This window comes from Enterococcus sp. 5B3_DIV0040, assembly GCF_002140755.1.
GTDB classification, from domain to species: Bacteria; Bacillota; Bacilli; order Lactobacillales; family Enterococcaceae; genus Enterococcus_D; species Enterococcus_D casseliflavus.
Genome location: NZ_NGLC01000001.1, coordinates 2,221,773 through 2,237,135, shown reverse-complemented (window position 1 = coordinate 2,237,135; position 15,363 = coordinate 2,221,773). Strand labels below are relative to the sequence as shown.

General features: G+C 45.0%; 12 protein-coding genes and 1 pseudogene. 10 read left to right on the top strand and 3 right to left on the bottom strand.

Annotated elements, in window-relative coordinates:
* Positions 1 to 48: 48 nt before the first annotated feature.
* The gene (locus tag A5883_RS10490; protein ID WP_086338495.1) at positions 49 to 567 is read right to left on the bottom strand and encodes an isochorismatase family cysteine hydrolase; all 519 of its coding nucleotides are present in this window, start codon (positions 565 to 567) and stop codon (positions 49 to 51) included.
* Positions 568 to 809: 242 nt separating this feature from the next.
* On the opposite strand from A5883_RS10490, the pseudogene A5883_RS10485 reads away from it, so the two are divergent.
* The 9 genes and pseudogenes from A5883_RS10485 (at position 810) to A5883_RS10445 (ending at position 12,069) form a co-directional block, all read left to right on the top strand.
* Positions 810 to 2,137, top strand: a pseudogene (locus tag A5883_RS10485) (ABC transporter substrate-binding protein).
* A gap of 132 nt (positions 2,138 to 2,269) precedes the next feature.
* Complete coding sequence (locus A5883_RS10480) at positions 2,270 to 3,181, top strand: carbohydrate ABC transporter permease (protein ID WP_005234717.1); 912 nt, start codon at positions 2,270 to 2,272, stop codon at positions 3,179 to 3,181.
* A complete protein-coding gene (locus A5883_RS10475; RefSeq protein ID WP_005225484.1) occupies positions 3,181 to 4,041 on the top strand; it encodes a carbohydrate ABC transporter permease in 861 nt (286 codons plus the stop codon). The genes A5883_RS10480 and A5883_RS10475 overlap by 1 nt, the downstream gene beginning before the upstream one ends.
* Positions 4,038 to 4,640, top strand: a complete 603-nt coding sequence (locus A5883_RS10470; RefSeq protein ID WP_086338494.1) for a hypothetical protein — start codon at positions 4,038 to 4,040, stop codon at positions 4,638 to 4,640. The genes A5883_RS10475 and A5883_RS10470 overlap by 4 nt, the downstream gene beginning before the upstream one ends.
* A 141-nt stretch (positions 4,641 to 4,781) precedes the next feature.
* Positions 4,782 to 5,816: a LacI family DNA-binding transcriptional regulator gene (locus A5883_RS10465; RefSeq protein ID WP_086338493.1), complete on the top strand. Its 1,035-nt coding sequence runs from the start codon at positions 4,782 to 4,784 to the stop codon at positions 5,814 to 5,816.
* Positions 5,817 to 5,916: 100 nt separating this feature from the next.
* On the top strand, positions 5,917 to 7,251 hold the full coding sequence (locus A5883_RS10460; protein ID WP_086338492.1) for a PTS sugar transporter subunit IIC: 1,335 nt from the start codon (positions 5,917 to 5,919) through the stop codon (positions 7,249 to 7,251).
* 53 nt (positions 7,252 to 7,304) lie between these two features.
* On the top strand, positions 7,305 to 7,772 hold the full coding sequence (locus A5883_RS10455; RefSeq protein ID WP_086338491.1) for a hypothetical protein: 468 nt from the start codon (positions 7,305 to 7,307) through the stop codon (positions 7,770 to 7,772).
* A gap of 8 nt (positions 7,773 to 7,780) precedes the next feature.
* Entirely contained in the window at positions 7,781 to 10,018 is a 2,238-nt protein-coding gene (locus A5883_RS10450) for an alpha-galactosidase (RefSeq protein WP_086338490.1), read from the top strand.
* Positions 10,015 to 12,069: a beta-galactosidase gene (locus A5883_RS10445; RefSeq protein ID WP_086338489.1), complete on the top strand. Its 2,055-nt coding sequence runs from the start codon at positions 10,015 to 10,017 to the stop codon at positions 12,067 to 12,069. The genes A5883_RS10450 and A5883_RS10445 overlap by 4 nt, the downstream gene beginning before the upstream one ends.
* Positions 12,070 to 12,143: 74 nt before the next feature.
* Here the strand turns inward: A5883_RS10445 and A5883_RS10440 are convergent, their stop codons facing one another.
* A complete protein-coding gene (locus tag A5883_RS10440; RefSeq protein ID WP_086292014.1) occupies positions 12,144 to 12,980 on the bottom strand; it encodes an NAD(P)H-hydrate dehydratase in 837 nt (278 codons plus the stop codon).
* Between the two features lie 159 nt (positions 12,981 to 13,139).
* Between A5883_RS10440 and pepV the strand changes: the two genes are divergently transcribed.
* Positions 13,140 to 14,564, top strand: coding sequence for a dipeptidase PepV (pepV, locus tag A5883_RS10435; protein ID WP_005225493.1), 1,425 nt, complete (start codon positions 13,140 to 13,142; stop codon positions 14,562 to 14,564).
* A 162-nt stretch (positions 14,565 to 14,726) separates the two neighbouring features.
* Here the strand turns inward: pepV and A5883_RS10430 are convergent, their stop codons facing one another.
* Positions 14,727 to 15,182 (bottom strand): type II toxin-antitoxin system HicB family antitoxin, encoded by a 456-nt coding sequence (locus tag A5883_RS10430; protein WP_016608275.1) that lies wholly within the window; start codon positions 15,180 to 15,182, stop codon positions 14,727 to 14,729.
* Positions 15,183 to 15,363: the final 181 nt, after the last annotated feature.

Sequence of the window (15,363 nt, the reverse complement as noted above, 5' to 3'; positions counted from 1 at the left end):
ATCAAATTGAAAAAGCTCTCTGTTCCTTGAACAGGGAGCTTTCGTTACCTATTGGCCATTGGTTTGTTTTGTGCCATCAATGATTTCGACATTGAAGTCTCGTAAGATGTCGAGTCCTTGCGACTCGTGGTTTTTACCAGCGACTAATGTTTTATTGATAGTGAAATCAGCGTCAGGAAAGGCGCTTTGGATCTCGATCGTATTGGAAAGGACACAGATGTTGGTTTCAACACCGGTGATTTCGATTTTCTTTTCTTCTTCAGGTTCAAATAGATTTTTCTTAATGTCGATCAAGACTTCAGGTGGAATACTGTAATAGTATTTTTTGACGACTTTTTCATTTTCGAGAGGCTTAAGTTCTGGGATCAGCTGCAGGGCATCGGCTTCTTCATCAGGCGTTCCTTTGACTTCGATTGGAATGTCGCGGGTGTGTAAAATGTACTCCCCATTTGCCCTCGCTTGTTCTAGGCGCTTGGCGATTCGTTTGACGAGAGCGGCGCCATCTGGCACATACGCTTCGTTCTCTTCATCGAGAATTTGGTTTTGCATATCGACAATGACTAGCATGTGGTTACTCCCTTTCTATAAACATCGTTTTTTAAATGGTCTGACATGAGGATGAAAAATAGGTGCTATTTCTATGATGCCCCACTTTTTTTATATTTTCAAAGAAAACGCTCTTCTTGTCGATAAACAGTAAAAACGTTATTTTTTTATTCGAATCACGATGCTTTTTATTTGCTGAAAAGAAGAAGTAGTGATAGCTTTTAAATAGTACATTAAAAATAAATGAAAGTAGGTTAGGTTAAATGAGAAAGTTATTTTATATGGGGACTTTGCTTTTTTCAGTTGGTGTACTGGCGGCAGGATGCGGCAACAGTGAAACCGCTGATTCCTCGGGGAATGAGTCAGCAGATGGCAAAACGACGTTGGACTTTTGGTCCTTCTGGGGGTCTGGTGCAAGACAAGAAGTAATTGAAGAAATTATTGATGATTTTAATGCGTCACAAGATAAAATCGAGGTCAAATACAGCTACCAGCCTTGGGGCGATATTTGGACAAAATCACTGTCGTCGATCACTGCTGGCAATCCGCCTGATGTTATTGTACAAGATATCAATTCTGTTGCTCAGCGGGCAGAAGCGCAGCAAGCAACGAATTTAAGCGAGTATATCGAAGAGGGCTTTTCTGATGAATTTTATCCGCAATTATGGGATACGGTGGAGTACGAAGGGGATGCCTATGCCGTTCCATTCAATACAGATACGCAAGTGATTTTCTACAATAAGACACTCTTTAAAGAGGCTGGTATCAGTGAAGAGCAACTGCCACAAACGTGGGAGGAGTTAGAAACAGTTGCTCGTAAATTAGATGTCAAAAACGGTGATGATTTTGAGCGAATCGGCTTTTACCCGGCTTTTACCCATTGTGGAATTTAGGCGCTGACGTGTGGGCGTTGAATGCCGACGATGGCGTCAGCTGGTTTGACAAGGATGAGAACGTCAAAATCGATACAGACAACAAAGTGGAAGCGTTGGAATGGATCTTAGACTGGCAAGAGTATTATGGTCAAGATACCATCAATCGCTTAGAAGCTGAATTTGGTTCAGGGGTTGCCGATCCATTCATTTCTGGATTAGTGGCGATGCGTGCGCAAAACATCAACTACTACTCAAGTTTGGCGGAAAATGCACCAGATGACTTTGAATTTGGGGTCATTCAAATTCCTGAAAAAGAAAGCGGCTCTGGTCACTGGTCATGGGGCGGCGGGTTCGTCCTAGAAGTGCCATACGGTGCCAAAGATCCTGAAGCGTCCTATGAGTTTATCAAATACTTGTCGACACCAGAAGTTCAAGAGAAATTTGGTGAGAAGAGCTTTGATATCATGGCGAATCGGACAGCCAACGAAAACTTGGTCAACAACGACAATCTAGATGAAAACGGCCAAATGATCTACCAAATGGCGGATGAAAACTTTGCCAATACGGTGATCACGCCTGTGCCGTTGACAGCGCCTGACTTCAGCAGTCTTGTCAATGAACAGATCGACCAAATCATGCTCGGCAGCAAAACACCGGCTGAAGGGTTGGCAGATGCGCAAAAAGCGGTGGAAGATCTTGTTGAGCAAAACAAATAAACTTCAAAACGAGCGTTTTTAAAAAAGAAGGAAAGTCCAGTCGGTTAGCGGACTGGGCTTTGCTTTCTGCTTTGCGAAGCGGACATGTTTTCTTGAACAAACAATGAGTAAAAATAGAATGGAGTGGAAGGAATGCCAAAGAAGCGTTCAAAAAGTAAACGGCAAGAAGCTCTTTGGGGCTACTTCTTCGTAGCACCATTTTTGCTTGGGTTCGTGGTGTTTATGTTAGGGCCCATGCTGTTTTCCTTCGTAGGAAGCTTTACCGATTACAATCTGACGTCGAAAATGAATTTTATCGGCTTTAAGAACTTTACCCGCATGTTTACGCAAGATACCCTGTTTTGGAAATCTCTCTATAACACGGCGTATTTTGTACTCTTCAATGTTCCCTTAACCACGTTGTTCAGTGTCTTCCTAGCCACTTTATTGAATCAAAAAATCCGCGGAATCAGTTTTTTCCGAACCACCTTTTACTTACCAGCGATCCTTTCAGGGGTTGCCGTCTACGTCTTATGGATGCAATTATTATCTCCTTCCGCAGGATTGATCAATACCTTCTTGAGCTGGTTCAATATCAAAGGTCCAGCATGGCTGTTTGATCCCGAATGGACGAAACCAGCGTTGATTTTGATGAAGATTTGGAGTTCGGGGGGCGCGATGCTCTTGTATCTAGCTACCTTGCAAAATATTTCACCGACGCTGTATGAATCGGCTGAGATCGATGGGGCGGGAGTTTGGGCGAAATTCAAAAATATTACGATCCCTTTGATCACGCCAATCATCTTCTATGATGTGATTACTTCAACGATCGGTTCTTTTCAAATTTTCCAAGAAGCATACGTGATGACCAAAAATGGTACCGGCGGTCCTGCAAATTCGCTGCTCTTCTATAATTTGCATATGTGGAACAAAGCCTTCGTCGCCTTTGATATGGGCTATGCGATGGCCATGTCGATGATCTTGTTCTTGATCGTCTTAGTCTTGACCTTTATCAATCTCAAGCTGGCACCACGCTGGGTTCACTATACCGGAGGTGGCAGCTAATGGAAATGACGACAAAAACACGAAGCAAATCAAGCCAACAGCGAGTCAAAAAAATCATCAGCTATGTGGTGATGTCGATCATCGGGATCGTGCTGCTGATTCCGTTGCTGTGGATGGTCTTTACGTCATTGAAACCGATGGAGGAGATCGTGCGCTACCCGCCGACCTTTTTCCCAGAAGAAATCAATCTTGGCAATTATTTGGAGACTATCAACGCCTTTCCATTTTGGCAGTATGCAAAAAATACGTTATTCATTACCGTCTTAGTGGTCTTCGGGAATGTCTTATCAAATTCCTTCATTGCTTATGGGTTTGCAAAATTGGCCTTTCCAGGAAAAAATCTGATCTTTGCCCTCGTCTTGTCTACGATGATGATTCCTGGCTTTGTGACGATGATCCCGCAATATGTTTTGTTTTCCAAAATCGGCTGGGTCGGCACCTATCTGCCGCTGATCGTTCCAGCGTTTTTCGGCAACGCCTTTAACATTTTCTTGATGCGGCAGTTTTACTTGTCCGTCAACAATGAATTGATCGAAGCCGCTAAGATCGATGGCGCCAATCATCTTTATATTTGGAGCCATCTAATGATCCCATTGACGAAACCCGCGCTGATCACGATTGCCATCAACTCCTTCAATGGGGCGTGGAATGATTTCTTAGGACCATTACTGTATATTCAAAACCAAGAAAAGTACACGCTGCAGATTGGCCTGCAAGTTTTCCAAAACCAATCAACGACCCAGTGGAACTACTTGATGGCAGGAGCAACGCTTGTGCTATTGCCGACGATCTTGCTGTTCTTCCTCGCTCAACGTTACTTTATTGAGGGAATGGATCTGACGGGAGGTTCCAAAGGATGAGAACAAAAGTTACCCCGCAACGCTTAAACCAAGCGCTATTGACTGGCATCAACTGGCTTCCGCATTTACTGGTTTTACAAGGCATGTTGCTGTTGTATTCCTTGCCTTTGATCACGAGTACCACCGCTAGTCGAGCATTGATCGAAACGTTGACGGAACTGCGTAACGATGGCTTGGAGGCAAGCAGCAAAGCTCGTTTTCAGCAGGCATTTCATCAGCAGTGGACAACAAGAAAAGGGCAAGACCGTTTGCTCAGTCTATTCTTCCTGCTGCTTTTGGCGGACAGCTTTATCTTTAGCCGTTTGCAGCACCCGCTGTTTCAGATTGCTAGTTACGCGTTAGCGTTCACCTTTGGCTTGTTTTGCTTGGTCTTACTTTATCAAACGAGGCTGCTTCACACCTATCCGCAGCAGCCCAGCTCATTGTTTTATAGTTATTATCAGTTTGCTCGTTCACCCAAACGAGTATTGGCACATCTTTTAGCAACGGTGACGCTTGTCTTGACCTTTTTGCTGTTTGGTCCAGTCTACTTATTGGTCTTAGGAATCAGCACCTTGTATTTGGTCAATGTCTTGCTCTGTGACCAAGCGCTCAAATAGAAAACAAACGGGTATCCCGAAACTTCCTTAGTGAAAAGCTAAGGAGTTTCGGTTTTTTTGTGAAAAGAAGGTTGACAGGGTCAAAAATTATGCCTATGCTGAATGTAAATTTAGTAAACAGTAAACAGATGAGGTGCAGCTATGGCAAGTATGAGAGATATCGCGAAATTAGCCGGGGTGTCGGTAGCAAGTGTTTCTAGAATCCTTAACAATGATGAAACCTTCAGTATCAATGAACACACGCGTCAGCGAGTCATTGAGATCGCCAACCAAATGAATTATTCAAAAGAAAAAAATCAACCCCATTCCCGTGAAGTCGGCGACCAAAACACGATTGCCATCATTACCCGCCACGATCGAGAGTCGGAAAGAAACGATCCGTATTTTATGATGATCCGCAATGGGATCGAAAAAGAAGCGGCGAAGTGGCGCTTAAAAACGATTCGGGCCTTTTCCATGCGGGAGCCTCAAAAAGATTTGGCACAATTGGCGAAGTATGGCGCAGTCATTATTATTGGAGAGATGACTAGCGATGCTTTGGCAGAGATCAGTCAGCAAAATGCCAATATTATCCTGGTGGATAATTATAGTGAAGCACCCGGCTACGATTGCATCCAAACCGATTTTGCCCAAAAGACCCACCAGATCCTCACGATGTTAAAAGAGAAGGGCCATGAGAATATCGCCTTTGTGGGTGGTGTTGCCAGCCGAGTGACGATTTCTGGCGAAGTCGTTTACGATGAACATGAGATTCGAGCAGAAAACTACCGCCAATGGATGCTGCTCAATAAATTGGAAAAGTTCACAACCGTGCTGCAGGGGAAATGGTCACCAGAGACTGGGTTGCATTTTGGTCAACAGATCGCGCAAATGAATCCTCGCCCCACAGCGATCGTCGTTGCCAGCGATCCTATGGCTGTCGGGGTTTACAAGGCACTCGCTGAAGCGGGGCTATCGATTCCTAAAGATGTGTCGGTCGTTAGTTTTGATGATATCGAAATGGCGCAATTTATGACGCCCGCATTGTCCTCCGTTAAGATGAAAGCCGAAGAGATGGGGCAGATGAGTGTCGAATTAGCGAAAAATAAAATCCTTGGGGTGCGGACGATGCCGGTTCGCGTCGTTTGTGGCAGTGAATTGATCATTAGAGAATCGATTGCCAAAAAAGATCAGTGACGTCTGATCTTTTTTTATTTTAGGGGTTGTGTAAACATTAACTAAACAACTATACTGATTGTAGTAAACGTTTACAGTTAAAAATAAAGGAGAAAACGAAATGAAGTTTATTGATAAATTAGCCGAAAAGATGGTGCCTTTTGCTCAGATCATTGCCAACAACAAATACTTGTTAAGTCTTCGTGATGGGTTTATGGTCGCTTTTCCTGCAACAATGTTTGCGTCAATTATGATTATTATTCAAAATCTGCCTGCTACTTTCGGACTCTCGGAAAAACTTCCAGAGGGATTCATCACGTTTCTAAACGACTTTTTTGGTCCTATCGGAAATGCGACCATGAGTATCACCGCTATTTTCGTTGTTTTTGGGATCGGCTATCAATTGGCTGGCAAGTATGGACAAGCCAAATTATTTGCGGGTGCCATCTCACTGTCTTCGTTTTTGATGCTGCTGCCTTTTGGCTCATCCGAAGAGTTAGGTACAGTGATCCCCTTGTCGAAATTAGGGGCTGAGGGAATGTTTGTCGGAATCATCACGGCCATTATCGCTACGCAGATCTATTGCAAAATCAGTGCGGCTGGGCTGACGATCAAAATGCCAGATTCGGTTCCGCCAATGATCGCAGAATCATTTGTCGCCATCATTCCTGGTGCGGCACCGTTGTTCCTTTTCAATTTGATTCGCTACTTGTTCACCTTTACTTCATGGGGCAATGCCGTTGATTTCGTTTATGAGATTTTGCAAAAACCATTAATGGGCTTAGGCGGTACGTTGCCAGCAGTACTGATCGCCGTCTTGTTCACCCAATTCTTCTGGTGGTTTGGGATTCACGGAACACTAGTGGTCAATGCGGTGATCGATCCAATCATGAATGCGTTAGCGATCGAAAACTATGAAGCCTACAAAGCAGGGGCTGAACAACTGCCCCATATCATTAACACTACGTTTATGGGCGTGTTCGTCAATCAAGGAATGCAGCTGGGGATCTCGATTACAATGGCCTTCTTTATCGCTCGTTCGATTCGGATGAAAAAATTAATGAAGACGGTGATCGCTCCATCTGTTTTCAACGTATCTGAACCGATGACCTTTGGTTTGCCGATCGTCTTGAATCCGATCGCTTTTGTCCCATGGATCTTAGCGCCATTAGCCAGTACGACGATCTCTTACTTTGCGATCGCCGCAGGCTTAGTGCCACGACCAATTGGAGCAACGGTGGTTTGGACGACCCCTGTTTTCTTATCTGGTTGGTTAGGCACGGGTTCTGTTGCCGGCGCAATCTTACAGTTAGTGACGGTTGCCGTAATGACCTTGATTTGGGTGCCATTCTTGATCGTAATGGATCGCGGGTACTTGAAAGAAGAAAAAGCAGAAGCGGCATCAAATGAACAAGCGGCATCTGAAACGATCAATCAAAGGGTAGAAGAAAGATAAGCCCAGAAACGGAAAGGAATGCAATACGCGCACCCTTTAGAAAGGAATTTGTGATGAGAACCGATACATTGTCTTGCAGTTATCAAATGAATACGATACCTACGGACTTTTCCCGTGTGTTATTGGCGGAACAAGAGAAATTTTTTCTAGCCAAACAAGCCCAAGAACCGTTCGGGGAAGGCTGCCGTATTGAAACGATGATCCAAACCAAAACCGCCCCGCGGTTGGTACCTGCCGTCATGACGGTCAAAAAAATTGCCGCGGATGAGCTGTGGCTTCGTACGACCCATGAAGAAGGAGTGATCGATCAACGGTACAGTTTTGCTCCAGGACGAAAAGGGAAGCTGCAAGTCACGTATTCGGAACAAAGCCATTTTGAGCAGCAGAAAACAACCTACAGTTTTATGCTGGCGGCGCTGTTTTACAAATTCTTTTTCAATCGCGGCGTCAAAAAACGCTTGCGTTATCTTGAAGCAGCTTGTCAACGAGCAGGGACAAATGAAAAAAATGGGGAAAATTGAGGATAGCAATGATAGAAATTAGGAATGAACAACTCTTTCACTTATACAATGAAAAAATCAGTTATATCATAAATGTGTTACCAAATCAGCAACTGGGTCATGTCTATTTTGGGCCATCTCTAGGCACACTGGCGCCATTTGATCAAGCGTACCTTGAGAAAAAAGAGAATAAATCGGCAGGAACCGTCAAGTTTTTTGAAGCTGACAATCTTTTTACCTTGGCGGACCGTTTTCAAGAATTGCCAACGTATGGGACTTCTGATTTTCGAGAAGGGGCAGTGTCGGTTTTTGAGGAAGAAACCCCTCTTTATGTGGATTTTAAACTTGTAGCTTTTCACTGTTTTGAGGGCAAAGAACGAAAGCTGGCACAACCAGCCAGCTTTGCTTCTGCCGATGAAAGCCAAAGCATCGTCTTTGAATTAGTAGACCAAGAGCGACAGCTGGAAATGGCAATCACCTATACGATCTTCAAAGGATCAGGAACGATCACGCGGCAGCAAACACTGACCAATAGGGGGAGCAAGCCGAGAACCATCCAGCGCTTTTTGAGTGGTGTCTTGGAGCTGAAAAATCGCGATTTTGAACTGCTGCATCTTTCAGGCGCATGGCTGAAAGAACGGCATATCAAGACGGTCCCTTTGACCCAAGGGACGATCAGTGTCGGCTCGTTAAAAGGAGCGTCTGGTCATCAGCACAATCCTTTTGTCGCCTTAAAAGAACAGCAAGCCACCAATGACACTGGTCACGTCTATGGTGCCAACCTGATTTATTCGGGCAACTTTTTGGCGCAAGCGGAAATGGATGAATGGGACAACGTTCGATTGATGTTGGGGATACATCCTGAGCATTTCAGCTGGCAGCTTTCACAAGGAGAAACTTTTGAAGCCCCAGAATGTCTCTTCACCTTCACCGCTGCTGGTCTGAATGGCTTGAGTCAAGAATCCGCCCAATTTATCGAAAAGCATGTAATTGCTCCTTATTGGCAAAAGCGGCAGCGGCCGATCGTCTTTAATAACTGGGAAGCGACTTATTTTGATTTTAATGAAGAAAAGCTGTTGACCTTAGCTCAAGAAAGCAAGGCGTTAGGGATGGAGTGCTTTGTGCTGGATGATGGTTGGTTTGGAAAACGCAACGACGATCGCAGTTCATTAGGCGATTGGGTGGCGGACCCTGCCAAATTTCCAAAAGGAATCGGGTCTTTTGCTGAGAAAATTCATGCCATGCAGCTGCAACTGGGGATTTGGTTTGAACCAGAAATGGTTTCGCCGGATAGTCAGTTGTACCAAGAGCACCCTGAGTGGGTAGTCAAGCATCCTTATGAGCGGATCTCTGTGGGGCGCGGACAATACGTGTTGGATTTTGCCAATCCAGCAGTGGTTGAGGCGATTTTCGAAGCGATGCAAAAAGTGATCCTTGAAACCAAGCTGGATTACATCAAATGGGATATGAACCGCAATATCACTGAAGCTTACTCTCCCTATTTAGCGGAACAGGGAATTTCTCAGACGGAGTTTTATCATCGCTACATTTTAGGTCTTTATCGCTTATATGAAAAAATCTTAGCTGCGTTTCCGATCCTTTTGATCGAAGGCTGTGCTGGCGGCGGGGGCAGATACGATTTAGGGATCTTATTTTACAGTCCGCAGATTTGGCCTAGTGATGATAGTGATGCAGTGGAACGTTTAGCCATCCAAAGCGGAACGTTGTTAGGGTATCCTTTGTCCTCCTTCAGCAATCACGTGTCGGCGGCACCAAACCACCAAGTCGGCCGGGCAACGTCTTTAGCCTTTCGGCAAACCGTCGCAATGTTTGGGCCTTTGGGGTATGAACTCGATCTCTTTCACTTGTCTGAAACCGAAAAGCAGGCGATCAAATCCCAAATCGTCTTTTATAAAAAACAGCGGCAATTGCTGACCTTTGGCACTTTTTACCAGCTGCAGCAGTTGGACCATGCCAATGAAACGACTTGGGCAGTGTATGATCCGCAAAACGAAGAAGCCTTGATTGCTTTCTTTCGCGTGTTGGCACAAGCCAATCCGACGGCGGAAGACTTTTTGCCCGCAGCCTTTCTTAATGCCCAACAGGTGTATCAGGTCAATGGCGAAACTGTCTCTGGTCAGCTGTTAAGGCAATTAGGGTTGCGTAAACCCTATCAGTTTAATGCCGTCAACCATGGAACAGCGCAAGTCACTGGCGATTTTCAATCATTTGTCTACCAGTTACAAGCCAAAAAAGGAGTAGAATGATGAGCAATCAATTGTTTAATCAGCAGTTTATGCATGGCGGGGATTACAACCCCGATCAATGGCTGGCTTATCCAGAAATTTTGCAAAAGGATCTTGCTTATATGCAGCAAGCCCATGTCAACACTGTCACATTAGGAGTGTTTGCTTGGAGTGCCTTAGAGCCGCAAGAAGGCGTTTATCAGTTTGACTGGTTGGATCGTGTGTTTGATCAGATCCATGACATCGGCGGCAAAGTCATTTTGGCCACTCCTAGCGGTGGGCGTCCTCAATGGCTGAGCCAAAAGTATCCCGAAGTCAATCGGACCAACGCCCAAGGGCAAAAACATACCCATGGGTTTCGCCACAATCACTGTTACTCTTCACCGATCTATCGGGAAAAGGTGACGCAAATCAATCAGCAGTTGGCAAAACGTTACGGCAAGCATCCGGCATTAGCCATGTGGCATATCTCCAATGAGTACTCTGGGGAATGCTTTTGCTCCTATTGTCAGGAAAACTGGCGCAGCTGGCTGCAAAAAAAATATGGTGATTTAGCCACGTTGAATCATGCCTGGTGGACTTCTTTTTGGGGCGGTACTTACTCCGATTGGTCGCAGGTTTTACCGCCTTCACCTTTAGGGGAACACAAAGTGCATGGCATGGATCTTGATTGGAAACGATTTGTCACAGATAGGACGATCGATTTTTATTTGCATGAATGTGCGCCGATCCGTCAGCTGACACCGGACATTCCTGTGACGACGAATTTTATGGCGGAAGGACATGCTACCCAAGATTTTATTCCTTTGGAAGGCATTGATTACAGCAAGTTCGCTCGTCATGTGGACATCGTTAGCTGGGATAGTTACCCTGATTGGAACAACAACTTTGAATCCTTGGCAGCGACAGCGATGAAATCCGCCTATGTGCATGACCAGTACTGGTCATTGAAGAAACAGCCCTTTTTAGTGATGGAATGCACGCCGAGTTTTGTTAACTGGCATTCCTTTAATAAAGCGAAAAAGCCTGGTGTCCATCAGTTGAGTGCCATGCAGCAGATCGCTCACGGCTCAGATAGTACCTTGTATTTTCAATGGCGCCAATCCCGCGGCAATTCAGAAAAATTCCATGGAGCAGTCGTGGGACATGATGATTCCACGGAGAATCGGGTCTTCAAAGAAGTTGCGGCTTACGGCAAGCGCTTGGAAAAAATCAAAGAGATTCAAGGAACCACAAGAAAAAAAGCAGTGGCGATCCTTTTTGACTGGGAAAGCAACTGGGCATTGAAGCGAGGCGGCGGGTTTGGTCGACCAACCAGACGGTATCCGCAAACGTTGCAGGAGCATTATCGTTATTTCTGGGAACAAGACATCGCTGTCGATATTTTGACGCCAGAGCAAGATTTTTCTGACTATCAGTTGGTGATTGCTCCAATGCTTTACTTGATGACATCAGAGACGATGGCAAAACTTTGCCAGTACACGGAAGCCGGTGGTACCTTGATTTCCAGTTACTTTAGCGGCATGGTCAATGAAACCGACTTGTTGTATCTGGGGGGCTTGCCACAGCCGTTGCGAGGGTTATTAGGCATCAACGTGCTGGAGCTAGAAACTCTTTTTGACACTGAACACAATCAAGTGGTTTTTCAAGGACAGCCCTTTGAAACACGGGACTATTCTGCAATCATCGAAGCCGAAACAGCGGAGGTACTAGGGGAGTATCAAGCGGATTTTTACCAAGGAACACCTGCGATCACCAAAAATGCCTTTGGTGCAGGCACCGCCTACTATCTGGCGGCTCGCACCAACTATGACTTTTTCGAACAGTTTTATGCCTCTTTGGTCCGTGAGCTGTCCTTGGCAGAGGAAAGGATCGCGCATGCCAACCCTGCAGTTTCGATTCAAGGCAGGATCAGTCCAGAACGAACGTACTTTTTCATCATGAATTTTTCTGAGAAAGAGCAGACACTACACTTGATCAAAGAAGTCGTTGATTTAGAGACCAATCAAGCAGTCCCTCAAACAGCAACCTTGGCGCCGTATGAAGTGCGAGTGGTTTATTTTAACAATTAGCTGACCATTGAAAAAAACGTCCCCTTCGACAAATACAGAAAGGGACGTTTTTTTGATGAATGGTTTATCAGAAATCATTCTGGATCGGATGCTTGGTGCTTTTTCATCCATTGAGGCAATGCGGCACTGATTTGTGTCGGCAACACGACATAGTGCTCTTTTGCCAATGCTTCGCCAATCAGGCTATGGAGATAGACAGCCGCGTGGATCGTTTCCTCTGTTTTTTCAAACTGTGCCAAAAAGCTGGTGATCATGCCTGCCAGCGTATCACCCATGCCGCCAGTCGCCATTGCGGGTGTTCCGAGGGGATTTTGGGCGATGCTGCTGCCGTAAATTTGTGTGCGATGGCTTTTTAAGACTACCAGACTTCCGAGTTTTTGTTGGGCTTGCTGGTTGTTTTCTTCTGTCTGGTCGGCAATTGCCAGTCCGCTGAGCCGTTGCCATTCCATCTGATGCGGCGTGAAGACGACTTGTTCAGGAAAGGGGATGATCAGCGGATATTTGGCAGCCAAATTGATCGCCGAACCATCGATCACCAACCATTGGTGTTCTTTTTGGGCAGAAACGATCCGCTGCAGCAGATCAAAATTGCTTTTTCCTTCGCCTAATCCAGGACCAATCAGTAGGACGTCTGCCGATTCGGTGACCGTATCGATCAGTTCTGTTTGCTGCCAATCGACAAACATCGCTTCAGGCAAGCGGGCGTGCAGGGCGGTTCGGTTGACGCCATCGGAGATCACGGTGGTCAAACCAGTTCCCCCATACACACAGGCTTGCGCAGCCATTAAGATCGCCCCACCGAATTGGCGGTTGCCCCCTACTAAAACGGCTCGGCCAAAAGTGCCTTTGTGGCTTTTTGTCGGGCGCTGTTGGATCACTTTGGATAAAATTGCAGAATCAAGTTGCTCCATGCAATGACTCCTTTCGTTAATCAAAATCGAGTTATATTTATTATACCTGTTTCCTAGAAATTTCATAGAAAAGACCCATGGAAAAAGGCGCAATTTTTTTTCCTTTTTTGGTTTAAGAGTGTTATCATAAATAGCGAGAACAGAAATGGAGGGAACACTATGACAATCGATTGGAAAAAAGAGGTCGAAGCCCGCAAAGACGATTTGCTGAACGACTTGATTGATCTATTGAAAGTGAAAAGTGAAAGAGAAGATGATAAAGCGACTGCGGATGCGCCATTTGGTCCTGGACCTCGTGATGCGTTGCTACACATGCTAGCTTATGGCGAACGTGATGGCTTCACAGTCAAAAACGTCGATAACTACGCTGGTCACATCGAATTTGGTGAAGGAGACGAAACATTAGGGATCTTCGGCCACATGGATGTTGTTCCTGCAGGTGACGGCTGGTCAACCGATCCTTATGATCCAGTCATCAATGACAACAAAATCTATGCTCGTGGTTCTTCTGATGATAAAGGTCCTTCAATGGCTGCCTATTATGGGATGAAGATCATCAAAGAATTAGGCTTGCCATTATCGAAAAAAATCCGTTTTGTCGTTGGTTCTGATGAAGAAAGCGGCTGGGCAGATATGGATTACTACTTTGAGCATGAAGAAAAGCCTGATTTTGGCTTCTCACCAGATGCCAATTTCCCAATCATTAATGGAGAAAAAGGAAATGTGACATTAGGGATCCATTTCCAAGGCAACAATGAAGGAGACTTCACGCTGCAAAGCTTTACTGCTGGCTTGCGAGAAAATATGGTACCAGGAACGGCAACAGCAAGCTTCATTGCTCCATCAACAGAAGAAGCATTAGCAATCGAAAAAGCCTTTTTCGATTACGTTGAAGCCAATCCAGTGACGGGGACGATTGAAACAGAAAATGAACAAGTGACGATCGAATTAGTCGGTAAAGGTGCTCATGGTGCCAGCCCACAATCAGGAATCAATGCGGGGACTTTCTTAGCAGTCTTCTTAGATAACTATGCCTTTGGCGGCGGCGCAAAACAATTCATCCATGCAGCAGCAGCCTATGTCCATGAAGATTTCTACGGTGAAAAATTAGGTGTGGCGTACGAAGACGAAAAAATGGGTAAATTGACTATGAATGCTGGCTTGTTTGCTTTTAAAGCGAACCAAGCAGGAACGCAAGCAGACAACTTTATCGCATTGAACTTCCGTTATCCTAAAGGGGTAACTGCGGAAGGACTTGAAATCGGTGTGGAACGCACCGTCGGTATGGAAGGGGCAACCGTTACCCGCAATGACCGCAACATGGAACCTCACTACGTACCAGCAGATGATCCATTGGTAGAAACTTTATTGGCGGTTTATGAAGAACATACCGGTGAAAAAGGCTTTGAACAAATCATCGGTGGCGGCACATACGGCCGTCTCTTGAAACGCGGCGTTGCTTATGGCGCAATGTTCCCTGGCTATGTTGACACCATGCACCAAGCCAATGAATTCATGAGCTTGGATGACCTCTTCAACGCAGCGGTGATCTATGCAGATGCTATCTATCGTTTGGCGAAATAAAGAGACATTGATTGGGTCTGTTCACTCGCTAAATAAATACAATTGAACGTTTCGTGCGGCATTCTCGTATCTTTTTCATGTGAGAGAATGCCGCACTTTTTTAGTATAGAATAGCGGGCTGAGTAGTAAAAAACACCTCATAGTGATGAGGCGTAGAAGCAATCAGTCTTTACATTTTTTCTTTAGGATTGCGTCAGTGAGGATTTCTGAAAAATCTAAATGCATAGTTCGTCCTTGTTTATCCGCCCATTGAGGAATCGCCAGTTTTTTCTCGACGAAGGTTTGATTCTCTAAATATTCTGAAACATCGACAAGGACCATCGATAGAAATGATTTTTCTTTATCGTAATCGAATTCAAAATCTAAATCGTCTATAAATGGATTGTTCGCTTCCAGTGATAAACAATTAATGGGGGTAGAGAGCGGAATCTCCCGATTATTTTCAATACAATCTGCCAAAACGATTCCGAGCCAATCGGATGCCATGAATAAAGCATCGGCGATGTCTAAGCCTTGAGTGCCGACTTGCTCAGGAAAATCAGGAAAAGAAATAAAATACTTCACTTCGCTTCCGTCTGTATCGGTGTAATAAAACAATGCAGGGTAACTTGCTAACATAGTGTACAACTCCTTTTTCGCGATTCTCTACAGATCTGATTACAATGGTAGCGCTCTTATTTTTTACTAGTACCCAGTAGTCTTAAGCAAGAGTTGTCGCTTTTTCAATTGTACCAGTGTCATAAATACTGAACAATAGGCAATTTTTTTTAAGAGGAGAGTATCAATTCAGAAATTCTGA